18 protein-coding genes and 1 tRNA gene are annotated in these 21553 nt (G+C 67.8%); 3 read left to right on the top strand and 16 right to left on the bottom strand.

Features of this window, described 5'->3' with window-relative positions; translation table 11 throughout:
- Positions 1 to 42: 42 nt before the first annotated feature.
- The 13 genes from AB4Y91_RS04725 to argS form a co-directional block, all read right to left on the bottom strand.
- On the bottom strand, positions 43 to 1068 hold the full coding sequence (locus AB4Y91_RS04725) for an MraY family glycosyltransferase (protein ID WP_441417353.1): 1026 nt from the start codon (positions 1066 to 1068) through the stop codon (positions 43 to 45).
- Complete coding sequence (locus AB4Y91_RS04720) at positions 1065 to 2933, bottom strand: polysaccharide biosynthesis protein (RefSeq protein WP_441417352.1); 1869 nt, start codon at positions 2931 to 2933, stop codon at positions 1065 to 1067. Before AB4Y91_RS04720 ends, AB4Y91_RS04725 begins: the two co-directional genes overlap by 4 nt.
- A 101-nt stretch (positions 2934 to 3034) precedes the next feature.
- Positions 3035 to 4009, bottom strand: coding sequence for a glycosyltransferase (locus tag AB4Y91_RS04715; protein WP_441417351.1), 975 nt, complete (start codon positions 4007 to 4009; stop codon positions 3035 to 3037).
- Between the two features lie 6 nt (positions 4010 to 4015).
- Positions 4016 to 4924: a glycosyltransferase gene (locus AB4Y91_RS04710; protein WP_441417350.1), complete on the bottom strand. Its 909-nt coding sequence runs from the start codon at positions 4922 to 4924 to the stop codon at positions 4016 to 4018.
- Position 4925: 1 nt separating this feature from the next.
- On the bottom strand, positions 4926 to 5717 hold the full coding sequence (locus AB4Y91_RS04705; RefSeq protein WP_441417349.1) for an L-threonylcarbamoyladenylate synthase: 792 nt from the start codon (positions 5715 to 5717) through the stop codon (positions 4926 to 4928).
- Positions 5714 to 6625, bottom strand: coding sequence for a peptide chain release factor N(5)-glutamine methyltransferase (prmC, locus tag AB4Y91_RS04700; RefSeq protein WP_441417348.1), 912 nt, complete (start codon positions 6623 to 6625; stop codon positions 5714 to 5716). Before prmC ends, AB4Y91_RS04705 begins: the two co-directional genes overlap by 4 nt.
- Positions 6626 to 6659: 34 nt before the next feature.
- Positions 6660 to 7733, bottom strand: a complete 1074-nt coding sequence (prfA, locus tag AB4Y91_RS04695) for a peptide chain release factor 1 (RefSeq protein ID WP_441417347.1) — start codon at positions 7731 to 7733, stop codon at positions 6660 to 6662.
- 233 nt (positions 7734 to 7966) lie between these two features.
- On the bottom strand, positions 7967 to 10078 hold the full coding sequence (gene rho, locus AB4Y91_RS04690) for a transcription termination factor Rho (protein ID WP_441417346.1): 2112 nt from the start codon (positions 10076 to 10078) through the stop codon (positions 7967 to 7969).
- A 309-nt stretch (positions 10079 to 10387) separates the two neighbouring features.
- Positions 10388 to 11374 (bottom strand): homoserine kinase, encoded by a 987-nt coding sequence (gene thrB, locus AB4Y91_RS04685; protein WP_441417345.1) that lies wholly within the window; start codon positions 11372 to 11374, stop codon positions 10388 to 10390.
- A gap of 2 nt (positions 11375 to 11376) precedes the next feature.
- Entirely contained in the window at positions 11377 to 12483 is a 1107-nt protein-coding gene (gene thrC / locus AB4Y91_RS04680; RefSeq protein ID WP_441417344.1) for a threonine synthase, read from the bottom strand.
- Positions 12484 to 13800 (bottom strand): homoserine dehydrogenase, encoded by a 1317-nt coding sequence (locus AB4Y91_RS04675; RefSeq protein WP_441417343.1) that lies wholly within the window; start codon positions 13798 to 13800, stop codon positions 12484 to 12486. It abuts the gene before it with no gap.
- Complete coding sequence (gene lysA / locus AB4Y91_RS04670) at positions 13801 to 15267, bottom strand: diaminopimelate decarboxylase (protein WP_441417342.1); 1467 nt, start codon at positions 15265 to 15267, stop codon at positions 13801 to 13803. It abuts the gene before it with no gap.
- A gap of 5 nt (positions 15268 to 15272) precedes the next feature.
- Positions 15273 to 16937 (bottom strand): arginine--tRNA ligase, encoded by a 1665-nt coding sequence (gene argS / locus AB4Y91_RS04665; RefSeq protein WP_441417341.1) that lies wholly within the window; start codon positions 16935 to 16937, stop codon positions 15273 to 15275.
- A gap of 170 nt (positions 16938 to 17107) precedes the next feature.
- On the opposite strand from argS, the gene AB4Y91_RS04660 reads away from it, so the two are divergent.
- Positions 17108 to 17180 (top strand) — tRNA-Arg (locus AB4Y91_RS04660).
- Between the two features lie 58 nt (positions 17181 to 17238).
- Here the strand turns inward: AB4Y91_RS04660 and AB4Y91_RS04655 are convergent.
- Both AB4Y91_RS04655 and AB4Y91_RS04650 read right to left on the bottom strand, forming a co-directional pair.
- On the bottom strand, positions 17239 to 17844 hold the full coding sequence (locus AB4Y91_RS04655; RefSeq protein ID WP_441417340.1) for a cysteine hydrolase: 606 nt from the start codon (positions 17842 to 17844) through the stop codon (positions 17239 to 17241).
- A gap of 111 nt (positions 17845 to 17955) precedes the next feature.
- Positions 17956 to 18933 carry a cation diffusion facilitator family transporter gene (locus tag AB4Y91_RS04650; protein ID WP_441417339.1) on the bottom strand — a complete coding sequence of 326 codons (978 nt, stop codon included), beginning with the start codon at positions 18931 to 18933 and terminating at the stop codon, positions 17956 to 17958.
- Positions 18934 to 19071: 138 nt separating this feature from the next.
- Here AB4Y91_RS04650 and AB4Y91_RS04645 point away from each other — a divergent pair, with 138 nt between their 5' ends.
- Both AB4Y91_RS04645 and AB4Y91_RS04640 read left to right on the top strand, forming a co-directional pair.
- Positions 19072 to 20118, top strand: coding sequence for a M4 family metallopeptidase (locus AB4Y91_RS04645; RefSeq protein ID WP_441417338.1), 1047 nt, complete (start codon positions 19072 to 19074; stop codon positions 20116 to 20118).
- A 39-nt stretch (positions 20119 to 20157) separates the two neighbouring features.
- Positions 20158 to 20511, top strand: coding sequence for a protealysin inhibitor emfourin (locus AB4Y91_RS04640; RefSeq protein WP_441417337.1), 354 nt, complete (start codon positions 20158 to 20160; stop codon positions 20509 to 20511).
- On the opposite strand, the gene AB4Y91_RS04635 is transcribed toward AB4Y91_RS04640, so the two are convergent.
- Positions 20508 to 21473: a GlxA family transcriptional regulator gene (locus tag AB4Y91_RS04635; protein WP_441417336.1), complete on the bottom strand. Its 966-nt coding sequence runs from the start codon at positions 21471 to 21473 to the stop codon at positions 20508 to 20510. The two genes, AB4Y91_RS04640 and AB4Y91_RS04635, sit on opposite strands and share 4 nt — an antisense overlap.
- Positions 21474 to 21553 lie beyond the last annotated feature (80 nt).

Raw genomic sequence — 21553 nt, 5'->3', positions numbered from 1 at the left:
GGCGACAAGCCGCCCCTGAATTCTACACGAGATAGAACAGGGCTAGGCCACCGGGATGCGGGTGACCTTGGGACGGTGCCGGAACCGACGGATCAGGTCCGGCGAGACCAGATACAGTCCGAGCACCAGCAGGCTGCCGGCCACGCAGAGGGCGACGACGGGCAGCGGGGCCGTGGCGGCGACGAAACCGAGGACGATGACGGCGATGGTGCAGACCGTGACCACGGCTGCCGCCTGCAGGTGGGAGAAGCCGACGTCGGTGAGCCGCTGGTAAACGTGCTCGCGGTGGGACGCGTACCAGCGCTCCCCCGCCTTGATCCGGCGCAGCAGGGTATAGCCGGTGTCCGCGGCATAGACCAGGATCGGCGAGAGGACGTATTCGACGTAGACGCCGCTTAGGAAGCCCGCCACGGCGAGGGCCGCGATCGAGGCGCCGAGGAGATAGCTGCCGACGTCGCCCAGGAACACCGAACCACGGCCGAGGTTCCAGGGCAGGAAGCCAAGGAAGGCCATCGCGAGCACCGTGCCCCCGGCGGTTAGCCAGGGCTGTCCGGCCAGCATGCCGGCCAGCGCGTAGGCGCCGCCAGCGGTGACGCCGTGCAGGCCGGAGATCCCGTTGATCCCGTCCATGAAGTTCGCGATGTTGACGTAGGCCGCGATTGCCACGGCAGCCAGCGGCAGCCACCAGAACGACTGCGACGTCAGGACGATCAGCGCAGCGGAGCCGGCGGCACCGATTCCCAGCTGGGCGGCGGCGCGTGCCCCGATGGACAGACCGCGCAGATCCTCGATCCAGCCCACGGCGGCACTGGCCGCAATGATCCCCAGCACCACCGCGAAAACCGAACGGTCCACGGTGACGAGGTTTAGGAGCACCGCGGCGAGGTAGCCGACGGCGGTGGCCAGGGCGGCAGCCATCCCCATCCCCCGGATGGTCGCTTTATGGTGGGAGGAGCGGGCGGAGGGAATGTCGACGACGCCCATCCGGACCAGCCACGGTTTCACCGCGAAGGGAAGCAGCAGGCTGGCCAGCAGGGTGATTCCGGCCAGGATGGCGAGCGGCATCATGACGCGACCCGGATCGAGCCCGCTTCATCGGCCTCGTCGTCCGGGATGTCGGCGATGTTAATGCCCTGCTCGGCCTCGCAGCGGGCCAGCCAGACGTTCAGGTCCAGCTTGGCCGGATCCTGCTCGGTGGCCTTGGTGTGCGAAATCTTCGGGTGCAGGGGACGCTGGTCCAGTTCGCCGGTGCCGACGAGCTCTTCATGCAGCTTTTCTCCCGGCCGCAGGCCGGTGTAGATGATATCGACCTTTTTGCCGGACATGGCGATCATCCGCTGGGCGACATCGAGGATCTTCACGGGCTCGCCCATGTCCAGGATCATCACGTCGCCGCCCGAGCCGATCGCACCGGCCTGGATCACCAGCTGGCAGGCTTCGGGAATCGTCATGAAGAACCGCGTGACCTCGGGATCGGTGACGGTGACCGGGCCCCCGACGCGGATCTGCTCGGTGAAGAGCGGGAGCATTGAGCCGCGGCTGCCCATCACATTGCCGAAGCGGACGGATACGAACTTGCTGCCGGTCTGGCCGGCCATCCAGGCGGTCAGCTTCTCCGCGACGCGCTTGGAGTGGCCCAGGGCGGTGGTGGGGTTGGCTGCCTTGTCGGTGGAGATATTCACAAAGTGTGAGACACCGGCGTGCCGGGCGGCGCGCAGCACGTTCAGGGTACCGCAGACGTTCGTCTTCCAGGCCTCGACGGGGTACTGCTGCAGCAGCGGTGCGTGCTTCAGGGCGGCGGCGTGGAACACGACCTCGGGCCGGCGGTCTTCGAAGATGTCCTGCAGGGCTTCGCCGTCGCGGATGTTGGCCAGCACCGTGTCGCGGCCGGCCAGCAGCCCCCGGCCGGTGATGGAGATCTGTGTCTGCTGCAGCCCGGTCTCGTCGTGGTCGAGCATGATGAGTTCCGCGGGGGCGAACTGGACAATCTGGCGGCAGAGTTCCGAACCGATTGAGCCGCCCGCGCCGGTCACCAGCACCCGCTTGCCCTTGATATACCCGGCGATTTCGTCGACTTTGATGTCGACGGGCCGGCGGCCGATCAGGTCTTCGACCGCCACGTCGCGGAAGTCCGAGAACCCGTCGGGCGCCCCGCCGCCGAGCATGTCGCGCAGCGGAGGCAACACCAGCACACGGATATTCATGCCGGCCACAGCGTCCGAGATACGGCGCACGACGGCGGCCTCGACATTGGCGAACGCCAGGACCAGCACCCTTGCGCGGGTCCTGCGGATGATCGCCGGGAGGTCCTCTCCCCTGCCAAGGACCTGGACTCCGGAGAGCCGCAGGTGCTTCTTGGCCGGGTCGTCATCGATCAAGCCGACCGGGAAGTACGGGGAATCCGGGTCCTGCAGCATCCGGGTCAGCAGCGAGTTGCCCAGGAACCCCGCGCCGTAGATCAGGGTGTTCTGCGCCTCGTCGCCGGGCCGGGTCTTGCCCTCGACGTAGAGCCGCTTGGCGTAGCGTGCCGCGCCCATGAAGAGGCAGGCGAAGGGGAAGGCGATCAGGCCCACGCTGCGGCCGATGTTGATGGCCCCGTACAGCACCAGCAGCGTCACGGTGATCGAGGCGGCCACAATCACGGTGACGAAGACCAGTGCCCGCGCCTCCTGGAAACTGCCGAAGGGGTACCGGCCCCGGTAGAGGGCCAGCGCGTAGCCGGCGACGATCTGCGCGATGACGGCGAGGGCAGCGATGAAAAAGGCGCCCAGGAACTGTTCCGCCCGGATACCCATCTCGTAGCGCAGCAGCAGCGCCAGGACGACCGCCACGATCCAGGACATGGAGTCGAGGAACAGCTGGATCCAGATCCAGAGGGCGGGCTTCTCTTCCCGTGCTGCGGCAGATCCGCGCGCTTCAGATTTCGTACTCAACAGAGATTGCAACCGACTTCCACTACCACGGCGGCCATGCGCCTGTTTCAAAAAATACCCCGCCGCAAAACTGTCGGACAGCGGCGGAGCCTAAAACGATACTAATCTCTTTCGGCTCCGCTGCCTGAGTCAGCTGCCCCGGCCGGCAAAAGCGGCGGCATCGGTTTCCAGCTGCGGTCCGCGAGGATGGCGCGCGATTCGCGCCATCCTCGCCAGAGCGCGCCGGTCCCCTTCAGGGTCCGCTCGACGAGCACCAGGCGGGCAATTTCCTTCAGGAAGGTCAGTGCCGTGCCGGCCCCAAAACCGAGCCGGCTGAACTTCCCGTAGGCCCGGAGGTACTGCGCGACGTGCCCGCGGTTGCGCATCACGTAGCGTCGGCTGAGGTCACTGGAGTCATTGAGGTGGCGCAGGCCCAGGTCCACCTGGCGCTGCGCGCGTACCTTCTTGATGACGAAGGCGTTGACGTAGACCACCGGTGTCTGCTGCGCGGCGAGCCAGCCGTAGATCAGGTCGTCCCAGGTGATGAAGAAGCGTGGATCAGGCAGCCCGATGGTCCGCGCCACCGAGGCCTTGATCAGCATGCCTTCGAAGTTTCCGACATTGGTGCGGAAGACCTCGGAATGCTTGAAGACATCGCGCGAGACGGGGAGGAAGACGCCGAGCGCCTCGACGAAGTGGTGCTGCCAGAAGAAGGGTTTGCCGTTGGCGTCGTAGCGGCGGCCGATCAGGCAGGAATACTCCGGGGTGAACTTCTCCAGCGCCTCCACCGCTCCGGGGAGGACCTCGACGTCGTCGTCCATCAGCCAGAGCCACCCGGCACCGGCTTCCAGCGCCAGGTCGACGCCGCGGGAGAAGCCGCCCGCGCCGCCGACGTTTTCCGGCAGCCGTTCGTACTCGATCGGCGGGCCGCCGGCTGACCTGGCCCGGGAGACGACCTCGGCTGTGTGGTCGCTGCTGGCATTGTCCACCACGATGATCCGCACCGGCGGGGTGCTGAGGCGGGCGAAGGAACCGAGCAGGTTCTGCAGGAAGTCGGCACGGTTGTAAGTGACGACGACGGCGTACAGGTTCTCCACGGCAGCCTAGCTGTTGGTGGACATCAGTTGCGCGGGAGAGCCGAAGCCCTTGCCGCGGAAACCGGTGGAATAGGCACCGAACCAGTGCGCCAGGCCCTTCAGGTCCCCGGTCTTCAGGAAGTAGTACGGGAAGCCGACCATGTCAGCTCCGAACCAGCGCAGGTTCCGGTACTTGCGGGTCAGGTAGCCCCGGTTGCGGAAATAGCAGTAGCGCTTGAACTCGCCTTCCGGGATGACGGGCGTGATGAACCCGCCGAAGACGGGCTTCATCTCGGTCCAGGTGGCGGGGTGCTGCACGGCAACGGTGGCCAGCGTGCCGTACTTCAAGCCGGCCTTCTTCACCCGGGAGAGGAAGTCGACCTCGTCGCCGCGGATGAAGAACTTCACGTCCGGAATGCCGATCTTGTAGAAGACCTCGGTGCGGATCAGGGCCCCGTTGAAGAAGTGCACCATGTCCGGCAGGTAGCCCATCGGCGCCAGTTTGGCGCGGTCATTGGTCAGCAGGCCGTTGATCCGGAAGTTGAAGGACAGCCGGTTCGGGTCTGCGGTGGCGGCGACGAGCGGGCTGACGATGTCGAGCTGGTGTTCCTCGGCCGTCTTCAGCAGCCCGGCGAGGCAGTTGCCGTCCTCGGGGTGGCCGTCGTCATCCATCATCCAGATCCACTCGGCGCCGCTGGCCATGGCGGCCAGGATCGCGTAGGCAAAGCCGCCGGCTCCGCCGAGGTTTGCCTCGGAGCGCAGGTAGTTGATGTTCGCTCCCCCGGCGGCGACGACCTCGGTGGCCGGAACGGTGCCGGAGTCCACGAGCGCGATCGAGTGGATCGGCGCAGTCTGCGCGGCAAGGCCTTTGAGCAGGAGGGCAAGTTCCTCGTGCCGGTCGAAGGTTACGGCCGCGACGGCGACTTTGGGCTGCATGTCAGTTCCTCGGAGGGTCGTCGGAGGCGGTGGGGACAGTGTGGCCGGGTGCCTCCCCGGTCGCGGCGTCAGCCGGCACCGCTTCGGCATCCGGCTCCGCTTCGGCATCCGGCTCCGCTTCGGCGGCCGGCTGTTCGCCGGCCCCGAGCACATCCGGGACAACTTCACGCAGGCGCTCAAGGCTGATGGCGCCCTGGCGGACCACGCGCAGCGGCAGGGCCGTGGCGTCAATGATCGTGGACGGCTCGGCCCCGTTGCCTTCGACCGGCCGGTGCCCGCCTTCGAGGTAGACCTCCACCGACTCCGCAAGCTGCGCCTCGGCGTCGGCGGCGCTCTGTGCGGCGGCCTGGCCGGTGCGGTTGGCGGAGGAGACCGCCAGCGGTCCGGTGAGGGTAAGCAGGTCCTGGGCGACGTCGTCGTCCGGGAGGCGGAGGGCCACTGTGCCCTTGGTTTCGCCAAGGTCCCAGTCGAGCGAGGGCTGTGCGTGCAGGATCAGGGTCAGCCCCCCGGGCCAGAACGCCTCGGCCAGGCGGCGGGCCTCGGCCGGCACATCGGTGGCCAGGCCGTCCAGGGCGTTCAGCCTGGGGATCAGTACGGGCGGCGGCATTTGCCGGCTCCGGCCTTTGGCCGCGAGCAACAGCGTCACGGCCTGCGGCGAGAACGCGTCGGCGCCGATGCCGTACACGGTGTCGGTGGGGAGGACCACGCACTTGTGTTCCCGGATGGCCCGCTGGGCGTGTTCAAGTCCTGCGGCGCGTTGCTCCGCGTCCGCGCAATCGTAGCTAGTCGTCACTGGCCTATCCTTTCATCACTGACGGCCTCGGGTTTGCGGACGGCGCTGGTGGCGCGTTCGCGTCCGTTGAGGTCCAGGTGCGTCGTCACTCCGGACCAGTGTCCGGAACGCTCCAGCATCGCGGCGATCCAGCCGGCCTGGACCTCGGCGTGCTCCATGACGAAGTAGCCACCTGGCACGAGAAGCCGGGCCGCGGAGGCCGCCGCCGCCGTCGGGAGTTCCATGCCGTCCGCTCCCCCGCCATAGAGCGCCTCGGGCGGGTCATGCAGCGCCACCTCGGGCTCGTTGGGTACCGCTTCGGCCGGGATGTAGGGCGGGTTGGACACGACGACGTCGAAGCTGCCGTTGTGTTCGGGCAACGCGTCCCGCAGGTCGCCGCGCACCAGGTGGACGCCCAGCGGCAGCAGGTTCTTGGCCGCCCAGGCGTGCGCAAACTCGCTGAACTCCACGGCGTGGACCTCGGCGTCGGGAACCTCATGCGCGATCGAGCCGGCAATCGCCCCCGACCCGGTTCCGAGGTCGACGACCTTGGGCCGCCCGTGCAGCCGTTCCGTGTCTTCGGACCGGGCCGCCAGCCAGTCGATTACCAGCTGAACGACGGATTCCGTTTCCGGACGCGGGATGAATACGCCGGGCCCGACGGCCAGTTCGAGGTAGCGGAAGTGCGCCACGCCGGTGATGTGCTGCAACGGGATACGCTGCGCGCGCTCGGCCACCAGCTCGGCGTAGCCTGCCGGCGCCGGCGTGTCACCGAGGACCATGGCGCGGAGCCGGCCCGGGCCGACGCCAAGCAGGTGGCCGGCAAGGAGTTCGGCGTCGACCTTCGGGCTCGGCACGCCGGCGGCGGCCAGCACGGCCGTGGCCTCGCGGACGGTGTCGGCGAGGCTCAGCGCAGCATCAGAAGTCATCAGGCTCAGGTGTCATCGGGGCGGACGATCCGTACTAGTCGCCGATGGCGTCGAGGCGGGCCTGTTCGTCCATCTCGATGGCGGACTGGATCACCGGCTCCAGGTCGCCGTTCATGACCTGGTCCAGGTTGTACGCCTTGTAGCCGGTGCGGTGGTCGGCGATCCGGTTTTCCGGGTAGTTGTAGGTCCGGATGCGCTCGGAGCGGTCCATGGTGCGGATCTGCGACTTGCGCTGGGCCGAGTTCTCGGCGTCGATCTGCTCCTGCTGGTGGGCCAGGATGCGGGCGCGCAGCACGCGCATGCCGGCTTCACGGTTCTGCAGCTGGGACTTCTCGTTCTGCATCGCCACCACGATCCCGGTGGGAAGGTGGGTGATGCGCACGGCCGAGTCGGTGGTGTTGACCGACTGGCCGCCGGGGCCGGAGGAACGGTAGACGTCGATCTTGAGGTCGTTCTGGTTGATTTCGAGCTCTTCGGGCTCGTCCACTTCGGGGAGCACCAGGACGCCGGCCGCCGAAGTGTGGATACGCCCCTGGGACTCGGTCACCGGCACGCGCTGCACCCGGTGCACGCCGCCTTCGAACTTCAGCCGCGCGAACACGCCCTCGGCGGGATCGTTGGAGTTCCCCTTGACGGCCATCTGGACGTCCTTGTAGCCGCCCAGGTCCGATTCGGTGGCGGAGATAATCTCGGTTTTCCAGCCACGGGATTCCGCGTAACGGCTGTACATGCGCAGCAGGTCCGCGGCGAACAGCGCGGCCTCGTCGCCGCCTTCGCCGCCCTTGACCTCAAGGATCACGTTGCGGGCGTCGTCCGGGTCGCGCGGGATGAGCAGGCGGCGCAGCTTGGCCGCGGCCGTCTCCAGGGCAGCCTCAAGCTCGGGCACCTCAGCGGCGAACTCCGGATCCTCGCCGGCCATTTCCTTCGCGGCCGACAGGTCATCGCTGATGCTTTCCCAGCGGTGGTAGGCCTCCACAATGCCGTTCAACTGCGCCGACCGCCGCCCCAGCTTCCGGGCCAGCTTCTGGTCAGCATAAACAGCAGGATCCCCAAGCTGGGCCTGGATAGCAGCATGCTCATCCAACAGCCCCTGTACGGACTCAAACATTTCAAAACCTCTTTCGACTTGGAACCAAGTCTAGTTACGACAACAAAACTGGACCGCGGCTGGCGACTTAACGACGAAGCCGCACGGATTTTTCCGCCCCGGGAGTGGCTTCGGGCCTGCCGGAGCCGGGTGGCGTGCGATCGTAGATCGAACGCCACCCGGCGGAGGGGCGGGGGCGGAAAATCCGTGCGGCGTTAGCGCGCGGGACCGCCAGAATCTAGCGGTTAATGCAGCTACTTGTCGTTATCGGACTTCGCACCAAGCGTCGTCTTCTGCACCTGCATGAGGAACTCGACGTTGCTCTGGGTCTCCCGGATCTTGTTGGTCAGCAGCTCAAGGCTCTGCTGCGTTTCGAGTCCGGAGAGGACACGGCGCAGCTTCCACATGATCTTGACTTCCTCGGGGGACAGCAGGTTCTCTTCGCGGCGGGTACCGGACGCGTTGACGTCCACGGCCGGGAAGATGCGCTTGTCCGCGAGCTGGCGGGACAGGCGCAGTTCCATGTTGCCCGTGCCCTTGAACTCTTCGAAGATGACCTCGTCCATCTTGGACCCGGTCTCGACGAGCGCGGTGGCCAGGATGGTGAGCGAGCCGCCGTTTTCGATGTTGCGGGCTGCACCGAAGAAACGCTTCGGCGGGTACAGCGCGGCGGAGTCGACACCGCCGGACAGGATGCGGCCAGAGGCGGGCGCGGCCAGGTTGTAGGCGCGGCCCAGTCGGGTCATCGAGTCCAGCAGGACCACAACGTCCATGCCCATTTCCACGAGGCGCTTGGCACGCTCGATGGAGAGTTCGGCCACGGTCGTGTGGTCATCGGCGGGGCGGTCGAAGGTGGAGGCAATGACCTCACCCTTGACCGTGCGCTGCATGTCGGTGACTTCTTCGGGGCGTTCGTCAACGAGCACCATCATGAGGTGGACCTCAGGATTGTTGGTGGTGATGGCGTTGGCGATGGACTGCAGGATGAGCGTCTTGCCGGCCTTCGGCGGCGAGACGATCAGGCCACGCTGGCCCTTGCCGATCGGGGCGACCAGGTCGATGACGCGGGGGCCAATCTTCTTGGGGTCCGTCTCGAGGCGCAGGCGCTCGGAGGGGTACAGCGGGACGAGCTTGGCGAATTCGACGCGGTCCTTGAGTTCCTCGGGGGTCTTGCCGTTGACCGAGGTGACGCGGACCAGCGCGTTGAACTTCTGGCGGGCCGACTGCTGGTTGCTGCGGTCTTCGCCTTCACGCGGGGCGCGGATGGCGCCGACGACGGCGTCGCCCTTGCGCAGGTTGTACTTCTTGACCTGGGCGAGCGAGACGTAGACGTCGTTCGGACCCGGCAGGTAGCCGGAGGTGCGGATGAACGCGTAGTTCTCCAGCACGTCCAGGATGCCGGCAACGGGCAGCAGGACGTCGTCCTCGGTGACCTCGACGTCGTCGACGTCGGGTCCCTGGGAACGGCCGCGGCGGCGTTCGTTGCGGTCGCGGAAACGGTCGTTGCGCGGGTTGTTGTCGCGGTTGTCCTGGCCGCCGGAGCGGTCGTTGCGATCGTTGCGGTCACGACGGTTACGGCGGTTGCGGCGGCTGCCGCCGTCGGAATCGTCGTTGTCGCGGGTGTTGTCGCGGGTGTTTTCGCGGGTGCCGGACGTGTTGTCGCGGGTGTTGTCCTCACGGTTGCCACGGCCGCGGGTGTTGTCGCGGCGCTGGCCGTCGTCGCTGCCCTGTTCGGCCTGGCGTTCCTGGCGCTGTTCGACCGGGGCCTGCTCGGCCGGGGCTTCCACGGCTGCTGCCGGCTTGGCTTCGCCCTGGCCGGTGGCCTGGGCTGCTGCCTCGCCGCGGCGGCGGTTGCGGGTCCGCGGCTGGCGGGTGCGGTCGCTGCCTTCAGTGCCCTGCTCTGCCGGGGCGGACGGTGCCTGCGCCGGGGCAGCGGCGGACTGCGCCTCTACCGCGGCGGCGGGTGCCTCAGCAGCAGGGGTGGTGATGACGCCGTCGCTGCCTGCGCGGCGGCTGCGGCCCCGGGTCCGGGCCCGCGGGTTTTCCTGGGCCGGAGCCTCGGCTCCGTCAGTTGCGGGAGCCACGGCCGGGGCCGAGGCGTGGGCAACAGAGCCGTTGTCGCTCGCCTTTTCGGCGGCGCGTTCGGGTGCCTTGCTGACCGGGGTACCGGCACGGTGGGCGGAAATGGCGGTCACCAGATCACCCTTGCGCATCCGGGAGCCGCCGGAGATCCCCAGCTGGCTGGCCAGGGCCTGGAGCTGGGCGAGCTTCAGGCCGGCGAGGCCGCTGCTCTTGGCGGGTGCTGCCGTTGCGGCAGCAGAAGATGATGTTTCCACAGCTGAAGACAGCTCAGTGGTTTCGGTCACGAAGGATCCTTCCCCCTCGACGGCGTCCAGGCTAGGAGCTGGACGCGGTGATTTGATCTGGGCTGCAGTTCAGATCTGCAGCCGGGATTTCGGCCTTGCCGGTTGGATTTCGGCCGGCAGGGCCGGTTACTGCTACACCAAGACACGCCCCGAAATTGAGGAACGGCCGGCTGACACTTCAGGGGTACAGAGGAATTCTGCAGCTTCCTGCGTCAGACCGAAAGCAGGTGGCACCGGAAAATATTGCGCAGTGAAAGATGAGAGAGGGCAACTTGGCCAACATCGCGGTCTTATAAAAAGCTTGCGTGATTACCGCCGGTGCACTTCCACTTTAGCACCCTCAGTGTCTACAGCCAGCTTCATCACACGCCAGGCGACCTCCGGCGTGTTGTCCGCGGTGAAAGCTCCGATGAACTCGACGACGTCGGCCGCTTCCTCTTCCCCCGCGGCCAGGACCAGCACGGTGGGTCCCGCGCCGGAGACGACGGCGGCATGGCCGGCGCGCCGCAGCGCAGCGATCAGCTCCGCGCTGGGCCGCATGGCCTGCGCCCGGTAGCTCTGGTGCAGGTAGTCCTCGGTGCCGGGCAGCAGGAATTCAGGCTTCTGCGTCAGCGCGTGGATCAGGAGGGCGGCGCGGCCCGAGTTCATCGCGGCGGCGTGGTGCCCCACGGAGGCCGGAAGCAACGCCCGGGCGGCCTCGGTGGAGAGCTCGAAGTCCGGCACCGCGACGACCGGGACAATGCCGGCGTCGACCGTCGCGCAGGTGCTGCTGTACTGGTCACTGTCCTGCCAGGACAGCGCCAGTCCGCCGAAAAGGGCGGGTGCGACGTTGTCCGGATGGCCCTCCAGCCGGCTGGTGAATTGCAGGATCCAATCCTTGCCGCGCCGCGATGCCGCCGGGACAAGGGCGTTCGCGGCGCTGGCGGCGGCAACCACGGCGGCGGCCGAGGATCCGAGGCCGCGGCCGTGCGGGTTGACGTTGTCCGCGGTGATCCGCAACCCCTCGTGGCGGAAGCCCAGCAGGTGCAGCGCTTCCGTGAGGGCCTTGGCCACCAGATGGCTCGCATCGCGGGGCAGGGTATCCGCGCCCTCGCCGCTGAGCTCGAATTCAAGCTCGCCGCTCTCGAGGGTCTCCACCGTCAGCGTGTCGTGCAGCGACAGGGCCAGGCCCAGGCTGTCGTAGCCCGGGCCGAGATTGGCGCTGGTGGCCGGGACCCGGACGGTGACCACTTGCCCGGCCGGAACCGCCGGAATGTCGGCGGGAGATTCGGCCGGGACGGTGAGGGTGGTTTCCAAGGCTATTTTTCTTCCAGTCCCAGTTCGGCGGCCACCGTGACGACGTCGTTGGCGACCTTGACCGGCTGCACGTCGCTGCCGTCCTCGGTGCGCAAGGCCCACTGCGGGTCCTTGAGGCCGTGGCCGGTGACCGTGATGACGATGGTCTTGCCCTCCGGAACCTCGCCCGCGGCGTGCTTCTTGATCAGGCCGGCGACGCCGGCGGCGGAGCCGGGTTCGACGAACACGCCCTCGCGGGCGGAGAGCCAGCGGTGCGCGGAGAGGATTTCCTCGTCGGTGACGGCCTCGATCACACCGCCGGATTCGTCCCGGGCGGCGACGGCGGTGTCCCAGGACGCGGGGTTGCCGATCCGGATGGCGGTGGCGATGGTGTCCGGCTCCGTGATGGGGTGGCCGGCGACGAACGGGGCGGCACCGGCGGCCTGGAAGCCCCACATCACCGGCGTCTTCGTGGCGACTGCGGTTAGGGTGCCGGCGGTGGCGGAGTCGTAGGGCGCTGCGTACTCCTTGTAGCCCTTCCAGTAGGCGCTGATGTTGCCGGCGTTGCCGACCGGGAGCACGTGGATGTCCGGGGCGTCGCCGAGCGCGTCGACGACCTCGAAGGCGCCGGTTTTCTGGCCCTCGATCCGGGCCGGGTTGACCGAGTTGACCAGGAACACGGGGTAGGACTCCCCCAGCTTGCGGGCGATGTCCAGGCAGTCGTCGAAGTTGCCGTCCACCTGCAGCAGGGTGGCGCCGTGCGCGATCGCCTGGCTGAGCTTGCCCATCGAGATCTTGCCCTCGGGCACCAGCACGGCGCACTGCAGTCCGGCCGACGTCGCGTAGGCCGCGGCCGAGGCGGAGGTGTTGCCGGTGGAGGCGCAGACCACGGCCTTGGCACCGGAGGCCACCGCCGCCGTCATGGCCATGGTCATACCGCGGTCCTTGAAGGATCCGGTCGGGTTCATGCCCTCGACCTTGAGGTAGACGGTGCAGCCGGTGAGCTCGGAGAGCTTCTGCGCGTGCACCAGCGGGGTGCCGCCCTCACCCAGGGTGATGACCTTGGTGGCCTCGGTGACGGGCAGGCGTTCGGCGTATTCGCGGATGACTCCGCGCCATTGGTGAGCCACTTAGACCCCTTCTACCCGCAGTACGGATGTGACGGAATTGATGACGTCCAGGCCCTTGACGGCCTCGACGGTTGCTGCCAGTGCGGCTTCGCTCGCACGGTGCGTGACGATCCGCAGCTCCGCCGACTCCGATTTGGAGGCCGAGTCGCGGTGGATGGTCTGACGCATGATTTCGATGGACACGCCGTGTTCGGCGAAGAGCTGCGCGATCCGGGCCAGGACACCGGGCTGGTCCGCCACGTCGAGGCCGATGTAGTAGCTGGTGATGGCCGCGTCGATCGGCAGCGCGGGGACGTGGCCGGTGGTGGTTTCGGTGCGTCCCGGACCGCCCAGGACGATCCGGCGGGCCGCCGAGACGAGGTCTCCCAGCACGGCCGACGCCGTCGGGGTGCCGCCGGCGCCCTGGCCGTAGAACATCAGCTCGCCGGCGTTCTCCGCCTCGATGAAGACGGCGTTGAACGCGCCGTGCACGGCCGCCAGCGGGTGCTCGCGCGGCAGCAGCGTGGGGTGGACCCGGACGGACACGCCCTCCTTGCCCTCGGGATCGGTGAGCTTCTCTGCTATCGCCAGCAGCTTGATCACGAAGCCGGCGTCCTTTGCCGCGGCGATGTCCGCGGCCGTGACGGAGCTGATGCCCTCGCAGTAGACGTCCTCGAGCGCGAACCGCGTGTGGAAGGAGAGCGAGGCGAGGATCGCGGCCTTCGAGGCGGCGTCAAGGCCCTCGACGTCGGCGGTGGGGTCCGCTTCGGCGTACCCCAGCCGCTGGGCCTCGGCGAGGGCGTCGGCGAACTGCGCGCCCGTCGTGTCCATCTGGTCCAGAATGAAGTTGGTGGTGCCGTTGACGATGCCCAGCACCCGGGTGATCCGGTCGCCGGAGAGGCTGTCCCGGATCGGGCGCAGGATCGGGATGGCCCCGGCGACGGCGGCCTCGTAGGAGAGCTGAACGCCGGCCTTGTCCGCCTCCTCGTAGAGGGTCGGGCCGTCCTGGGCGAGCAGGGCCTTGTTGCCGGTCACGACGGACGCGCCGTGCCGGATCGCGGTAAGGATCAGGATCCGTGCCGGCTCGATCCCGCCCATCAGTTCGATTACCAGGTCGGCGTCCTTGACCAGCGCGTCGGCGTCGGTGGTGAAGAGCTGGTGGGGCAGTTCGACGTCGCGCCGGGCGTCGAGGTTGCGCACGGCGATGCCGCTCAGTTCGAGGCGGGCCCCGGTGCGGGACGCCAGCGTGTCGGCGTCGTCAATGAGAATCCGCGCAACCTGGGCCCCGACGTTGCCACAGCCCAGCAGGGCCACTTTCAGGGTTCGCAATTCCGTCATTCAGACTCCCATGTCGCGGTTCAGCAGATCTTGTTCGGTTTCGCCGCGGACAATGAGCCGGACTGATCCATCGCGTACCGCGACAACGCCCGGCCGGGCCAGATAGTTGTAGTTGCTTGACAGGGCCCAGCAGTAGGCGCCGGTCCCCGGTACAGCGAGCAGATCACCGGCTGCCACGTCCTCGGGCAGATATACATCTCTAACAACTATGTCGCCGCTCTCGCAATGTTTGCCCACCACTCGGGACAGCTGCGGGGCCGCGTCGGAGCTGCGGGACGCCAGAACCGCCGAATAATCCGCGTCGTAGAGCACCGGGCGGGCGTTGTCGCTCATGCCGCCGTCCACCGACACATAGCGGCGCGGGTACGTAACGTTTTCTGCGCCGTTTTCCGGCGCATCCACCCGGACGGTCTTCAGGGTGCCCACCTCGTAGAGCGTGAAGGTGCTGGTGCCCACGATCGCCCGTCCGGGCTCGATCGAGATCCGCGGTGCGGCGATGCCGAGCTCGGCCACCTTGGTGCGGACGACGGCGGCCATCGCCCGGGCGATTTCCGCCGGCGGCCGCGGCGTGTCCACCGGGGTGTAGGCGATGCCGTAGCCGCCGCCCAGGTCCAGCTCCGGCAGCACGATCGAATACTTGGACTGCATCGCGGCGAGGAAGTCGAGCAACTTTTCCGCGGCCAGGGCGAAGCCGTCCGGTTCGAAGATCTGCGAGCCGATGTGGCAGTGCAGGCCCAGCAGTTCGATGCTGTCATGCCCGGCGGCGGCCGCAACTGCTTCCTCCGCGGCGGACAGCCCGGCCTGGTCGGTCGAGTCCCCGGCCATCGAGAGTCCGAACTTCTGGTCTTCATGCGCGGTGGCGATGAATTCGTGGGTGTGCGCGTGCACGCCCGGCGTCAGCCGCAGCATGACTTTCGCCGTTTCGCCGCGGTTCGCCGCGATCGCCGCGACCCGTTCCAGTTCGGCGAGGCTGTCGATGACGATCCGGCCCAGCTTCATGTCGAGGGCGCGGTGGATCTCGCCGTCGGACTTGTTGTTGCCGTGCAGCGCGACGGCGGCGCCGGGGATGCCGGCGCGGGCCGCCACGGCGAGCTCACCGCCGGAGGCGGTGTCCAGCCGGAGCCCTTCCTCCTCGACCCAGCGGACGACGGCGGTGCACAGGAACGACTTGCCGGCATAGTAGACGTCCACTCCCCCGCAGATGTCCGCGAAGGCCTCGTTGAAGGCATCCTGGAAAGCCCGGGCGCGGGCCCGGAAGTCAGTCTCGCTCATCACGAACAGCGGCGTGCCGAACTGCCGCTGGAGTTCGCTGACGGTGACGCCGTCAATGGCCAGTTCGCCACCCTCGTTGCGCTCAACACCGGCGGCCCACATCGGCTTGTGCAAGGCGTTGAGGTTCTCCGGGACGGCCAGCCAGTCCGGGGCCAGCGGGGAAGCTGAAACGCTGTTGTTCTGGTTCGCGGTCATGGCGTTCACATCCGTTCCGGCGCCGAGACGCCCAGCAGTTCCAGTCCGTTGGCGAGCACCTGGCTGGTGGCATCGTTGAGCCACAGCCGGGTGCGGTTCAAATCGGTGATGGCTTCCTCGCCCAGCGGCGCGATACGGCAGGCGTCGTACCAGCGGTGGTAGGCCCCGGCGATGACTTCGAGGTGGCGGGCGACGCGGTGCGGTTCGCGCAGCTCGGCCGCCTTGGCCACGATCGAGGGGTAGCTGCCGAGGTGCGAGAGCAGCTCGTTTTCCGTCGCATGGTCCAGCAGGGACGCGTCGAAGGCGTCTTCGCCCTCCACCCGGCGCTCGACACCGGCGGCTACGGCGTTGCGCGCGGCGCCACGGGAGCGGGCGTGGGCGTACTGGACGTAGAAGACCGGGTTCTCGTTGCTGTGCTTCTTGAGCAGTTCCGGGTCCAGGGTCAGCGGAGAATCGGCCGGGAAGCGCGCCAGGGAGTATCGGACGGCGTCCTTGCCCAGCCAGGAGATCAGGTCCTTGAGCTCGATGATGTTGCCGGCCCGCTTGGACAGCTTGGCGCCGTTGACGGAGACGAGCTGGCCGATCAGCACCTCGATGTTGACCTCGGGATCGTCGCCGGCCGCGGCCGCGATCGCCTTGAGCCGGTTGATGTAGCCGTGGTGGTCAGCGCCGAGCAGGTAGATCTTCTCGGTGAAGCCGCGGTCCTTCTTGGACAGGTAGTACGCCGCGTCGGCGGCGAAGTACGTCGGCTCGCCGTTCGCGCGGATCATCACCCGGTCCTTGTCGTCGCCGAAGTCCGTAGTGCGCAGCCAGACCGCGCCGCCGTCGTCGTAGACGTGGCCTTGTTCCCGCAGGCGGGCGACGGCGTCCGCGATGGCGCCGGCGTCGTGCAGCTCCTGCTCGGAGAAGAAGACGTCGAACTCGACGCCGAACTCCGCGAGGGTCTGCTGGATGTCGTGCAGCTGCGCCTTGTAGGCGGCGCCGCGGATCACCGGCAGCGCGGCGACGTCGGTGAGTTCGCGGATGTCCGGGTGCTGCGTCAGGACCTCGTGGCCGAGGTCGGCGATGTACTCGCCCGGGTAGCCGCCCTCCGGAACGCCGCGCCCGTGCAGCCGGGACAGCACCGAGTGCGCGAAAACGTCCATCTGCGAGCCGGCGTCGTTGATGTAGTACTCCGCGGTGACATCCGCTCCGGAGGCCCGCAGGACGCGGGCGATCGAGTCGCCCAGGGCGGCCCAGCGGGTGTGGCCGATGTGCAGCGGGCCGGTGGGGTTGGCCGAGACGAACTCCATGTTGACCGTGCGGCCCGCGAGCGCCGTATTCGTGCCGTACGCGGGGCCCGCCTCGACAATGGCCTTGGCGAGGGCACCGGCGGCGGCAGCGTCGACGGTGATGTTCAGGAACCCCGGTCCGGCGATGTCGACGGCGGAGACTCCCTCGATTGACGCCAGCCGGGCGCTCAGCAGCCCGGCGAGCTGGCGCGGGTTGGTGCCGGCCGTCTTTGCCAGCTGAAGGGCGATGTTGGTGGCCCAGTCGCCGTGGTCCCTGTTCTTGGGCCGCTCCACGCGCACCGAGTCCGGAATGTCGGCGGCGGCAAGGGCGATTTCACCGGCGGTGACGGCGTCCTTCAGGCAGGCGGATATGGCGAGGGAGAGTTCTTCTGGGGTCACAGTTCCAGCCTACCGGTGGCCCGCGGTCCCGCGGAATTTTGCGGCCGTCATCTTGGCCTGCCGGGTTCCCGGGCAGGTTGCCGGCTTTCCCGGCCCGGCGATTTTCCATTGGAGCCCACCTTCCTGCTAAGCTCTAGGACGTCCCGCCGGAAACGGCAGGATCCCTGATTGCCCTCGTAGCTCAGGGGATAGAGCGTCTGCCTCCGGAGCAGAAGGTCGTTGGTTCGATTCCAATCGAGGGCACAGACAAAACCCCGCCGTTTCAGCGAAACGGCGGGGTTTTTGCGTTCATCGGCAAAGCTCAGGACAGCCCGCTGGAAAATTCCTCGGCCGTCATCGGGGTGGAGAACATCGGGTAGTCGTACGCGATCGCGTTGTCGTGTTCCTCAACGGATGTTGCAGCGACGCAGTCGCTCAGCGTCACGACCTGGTACCCGTTCTCGTAGCCGCTGCGCATGGTTGATTCGACGCAGCAGTTAGTCAGGAAACCGCCCAGGGCGATGGTGGTGATGCCCTTGCTGCGCAGGATGAAGTCCAGGTTGGTGCTGGCAAAGGTGTCCAGGCCCCGCTTGCCTTCAATCACGATGTCGCCCTCTGCCGGCGCCAACTCGTCAATGATGGCCGCGCCCCAGGTTCCCTTCACGAAGACGCCGCCGTCCACGACCCCCTTGAGGATCCCGTACGGATGCTTGCCGAGTTCGTTATAGCCCTCGGCAAACGTGATGGGAGCATGCATGACAGTGACGCCGGCCGTGCGGGCTGCCTCTACAGCCCGGGCCGTGTTGGCGAGCATGTCCGTCTTTTCCATGACCGGCCGGACGGCGTCATGCAGCCCGCCGCCGTCGGAGGTGAAGTCGTTCTGGTACTCGATGAGCACAAGGGCGGTGGTGTTCGGATCAAACTTCAAGGCATCCTCCTGATCGGCGGTGGAACGCCGGCGGCGCTGCCGGCGGTCGAGGTCACAGTATCCGCCGGCCCCGCGCAGGACAAGGGCAGTTGGTCCGGCTTTAGCCGCGGGTCAGGCGCCGGCTCGGCTTTGTCCGGCGTCGAAGTCCAGGGCGGCTTCGTCCGGAGTCGACAAGGTGAGCACGGCTTCCTCCACCGTTTCGTGGTCCTCCAGTTCGCGCTCTATCCGGCGCAGCGCCACCGCCACTTCGTGTTCCGGGTGGTCGCCCTGCAGGTCCACTGCCGCGACCAGGTAGAGCCGGCGCGGGCCGACAAATTCCAGGTGCAGGTACGTGAGCCGGGCGATGTCCCGGTGCTCCAGCACCCGGCGGGCCATGGACTGTTCGATGTCCGGGGTAACGCCCTGGCCCACCAGGAAACGACGGTTGCGGTCGATCAGCACGACGGCGACGACGGCCAGCAGCACACCGACGATGATCGAACCGATCGCGTCCGGCAGCGGCGAGCCCGTGACCTGGTGCAAGAACACGCCGGCAAAGGCCACGACCAGGCCGACGAGTGCTGCGGCGTCCTCGGCGAAGACGGCCCGCAGGGTGGGATCGGAGCTGATCAGGACCTGCTCGAGGGTGTGCCGTTCCAGTTCGTGCGCCGCCTTCCGGGTCTGCCGGAACGCCTGGATGAAGGAGATTCCCTCGAAGACGAAAGCGACGGCCAGGACCACGTAGGCCACTGCGAAGTCGGCTGCCGGCTCCGGCGCAATGATCTGCTGGATGCCGTGCATGATGGACACCACGGCACCCGCAGTGAACAGCCCGAACGCCGCAAACATCGACCAGACGTAGGCTTCCCGTCCGTAACCCATGGGGTGGCTCTTGTCCCGCGGCCTGGCCGAGCGCCGTTCCGCGAAGAACAGGAACACCTGGTTTCCGGTATCCGCCCAGGAGTGGGCCGCCTCGGCGGTCATGGAGGCCGATCCGGTGAGTACGGCGGCCACCGACTTCGCCGCAGCCACAAGGATATTGGCCACGAAGGCGATGATGACCGTCAGCAGGGTCGAGCCGGGTTTCTTTTTCTTCTCCGTTTGCGCCATTGGCCTACCGTATCCAACGGGCAGCCGGACGCGGACCATCCAGCGGACCCCGGAGGGGAAGATCGCCGCGTCCGGCCCTGCCAAATGTCGGTGGCCCCTCGTAGGCTGTTCGCATCGGCAGAAGCAAAGGGGTCTCACATGTACTGCTCCATCATCCCTCCCTACATGTTGCGTCGGCTGGCAGCGCAGCATCATGAACCACGGCTGCTGATCGCAGCCCGTGCCGCCAAAGAAGCCCTGCAGCACGTCAAGAGCTTCCAGGCATCCCGCGCGGCGCCGGTGCCCGCGGCACCCCCGGGACTGCGGCAGCTCACGCCCGGGCCGCCGCAGCGGACCGTATACGACGCGAAAGCCTCGGAGAACCTGCCCGGTGTTCTGGTGCGCAAGGAAGGCGAACCCGTCACCGGCGACCCGGCGGCGGACGAGGCATATGACGGCCTGGGCCACACGCACCGGCTCTACGCCGAGGCATTCGGCCGCAACTCGATTGACGGCAACGGCCTGCCGCTGGATGCCACGGTGCACTTCGGCCAGCGCTACGACAACGCGTTTTGGGACGGCAAGCAGATGGTCTTCGGCGACGGCGACGGCCAGGTCTTCAACCGCTTCACGGCCTCCTTGAGCGTGATCGGCCACGAGCTGGCGCACGGCGTCACCCAGTACACCGCCGGGCTCGCCTACCGGAACCAGGCGGGAGCCCTCAACGAATCGCTCTCGGACGTCTTCGGCGCCCTCGTGGAGCAGTACGTGAAGCAGCAGTCCGCAACCGAGGCGAGCTGGCTGATCGGCGAAGGCCTCTTCACCGACCAAGTGCAGGGAACGGCGCTGCGCTCCATGAAGGCCCCGGGCACCGCCTACGACGACGATGTGCTGGGCAAGGATCCGCAACCGGACTCGATGGACTCCTATGTCCACACCAGCGCGGACAACGGCGGAGTGCACCTGAACTCGGGCATCCCCAACCGGGCCTTCTACCTGGTCGCGACGGCCCTGGGCGGTAATGCGTGGGAAACTCCCGGACGCATCTGGTACGACACCCTGACCGGAGGCTCCCTGCCCGCGGCCGCGACCTTCGGGGCTTTCGCGAAGGCCACCGCGGCATCCGCGAAGGAGCTGTACGGTGCCGAGTCGGCGGAGCATGACGCCGTCCGGCGGGCATGGGAAACTGTCAAAGTGAGGCTGTAACCAGCGCCTGCCTAAGGATCACCCAGTGGAGTCAAGCCAGTGAAGATAACCGTCCAGCGCAGCGGTGGCGTTGCCGGGATGGAGCGCGTCTGGAGTGTGCAGGCGGTGACGCCGGATGACCGGGACCAGTGGCAGCCCTTGATCGAGGCCTGCCCCTGGGACGACCTGCCCGGCCCGGCAGCAGCCGAGTCCGGCGGAATTCCCCAGCCGGACCGCTTCGTCTACCGGATCCGGGCCGGCCAGCGCCGCGCCACCCTGCCGGAGCGGGACCTCGTCGGACCCTGGCGGACCCTGGTGGACAGCATGCGCGCCGCCGCGGAGTCGCTGGCTCAGCCGGAACCGGCGTCGGGCGGTGCCGAGACCCGGGACCGCCCGGACGGGCAGCCCGGTTAGACCGCCGCCAGGTGCCCGCGGAACGTCCGCCGGTAGGACTGCGGGCTGGTGTCCAGCACCTTGGCGAAGTGGTGCCGCAGCAGCACCGAGTGGCCGAACCCGGCCTCCCGGGCGATCTCGTCGATGTTCAGATCCGTGGTCTCGAGCAGCTCCTGCGCCCGCAGCACCCGCTGCGAATTCAGCCAAGCCGCGGGGGTCGCACCGGTCTCGGCCCGGAACCGCCGCGCAAAGGTCCGCGGCGACATGTGCACGCGGGCGGCCAGCTCGTTGACGGAGTGCTCCTCGTCCAGGTTCCGGACCATCCACCGCAGCAACTCCTCCATCGGCTGCGAGCCGCACCTGGGCATGGGCCGGTCGATGAACTGGGCCTGGCCGCCGTCGCGGTGGGGCGGAACCACCATGTCCCGGGCGATACTCGCGGCCACGTTGGCGCCCAGCTCCACCCGGACCAGGTGCAGGCTGGCATCGATGCCGGCGGCCGTGCCGGCGCTCGTGATGATCCGCCCGTCCTCTACATAGAGCACGTTTTCATCAACCAGCGCGGCCGGGTAACGGCTGGCGAGCTCCTGCGAGTAGTGCCAGTGCGTGGTGCAGCGGCGCCCGTCCAGCAGCCCTGCCCGGGCCAGGGCGAAGGCGCCGGAGCAGATCGACATGACCCAGGCTCCCCGCGCGTGCGCCGCCCGCAGCGCCTCCAGCACGGACTCGGGGACATCGGAGTCCTTGCCGAACGGGGTCATGATGACCAGGTCCGCGTCCGCGGCGGCCTCCAGCCCGAGCGGCACGTGCATCGACAGGCCTGACTTCATGGGAACGTCGCCGGGCTCCGGCGTGCAGACCCGGAAGTCGAAGGCCGGCACGCCGGTGCCGCGGTCCGATCTGTCGACGCCGAACACCTCGAATGCGGTGCCGAACTCGAAGACCGAGAAGTTGGGAACCACGATCATCGCCACTGAATTGATCATGTCTCCAGTGTGGCAGAAATTATAGCCTTTTGGGCATTTCTGCCACTTTTTTTGCATCCCCCACCGGAGAACCATGGAGG

The organism is Arthrobacter sp. YAF16, from assembly GCF_052113385.1.
Lineage (GTDB): Bacteria > Actinomycetota > Actinomycetes > Actinomycetales > Micrococcaceae > Arthrobacter.
Note: the sequence above shows the minus strand (reverse complement) of the source record. Positions and strands in the feature narration are given on the sequence as shown.

What these genes read in the sequence shown, in the direction of transcription:
- AB4Y91_RS04725 (WP_441417353.1), bottom strand. Translation starts at nt 1,068, where the DNA reads ATGATGCCGCTCGCCATCCTGGCCGGAATCACCCTGCTGGCCAGCCTG.
- AB4Y91_RS04710 (WP_441417350.1), bottom strand. Translation starts at nt 4,924, where the DNA reads ATGCAGCCCAAAGTCGCCGTCGCGGCCGTAACCTTCGACCGGCACGAG.
- prmC (WP_441417348.1), bottom strand. Translation starts at nt 6,625, where the DNA reads ATGACTTCTGATGCTGCGCTGAGCCTCGCCGACACCGTCCGCGAGGCC.
- prfA (WP_441417347.1), bottom strand. Translation starts at nt 7,733, where the DNA reads ATGTTTGAGTCCGTACAGGGGCTGTTGGATGAGCATGCTGCTATCCAG.
- AB4Y91_RS04675 (WP_441417343.1), bottom strand. Translation starts at nt 13,800, where the DNA reads ATGACGGAATTGCGAACCCTGAAAGTGGCCCTGCTGGGCTGTGGCAAC.
- lysA (WP_441417342.1), bottom strand. Translation starts at nt 15,267, where the DNA reads ATGACCGCGAACCAGAACAACAGCGTTTCAGCTTCCCCGCTGGCCCCG.
- AB4Y91_RS04650 (WP_441417339.1), bottom strand. Translation starts at nt 18,933, where the DNA reads ATGGCGCAAACGGAGAAGAAAAAGAAACCCGGCTCGACCCTGCTGACG.
- AB4Y91_RS04645 (WP_441417338.1), top strand. Translation starts at nt 19,072, where the DNA reads ATGTACTGCTCCATCATCCCTCCCTACATGTTGCGTCGGCTGGCAGCG.
- AB4Y91_RS04635 (WP_441417336.1), bottom strand. Translation starts at nt 21,473, where the DNA reads ATGATCAATTCAGTGGCGATGATCGTGGTTCCCAACTTCTCGGTCTTC.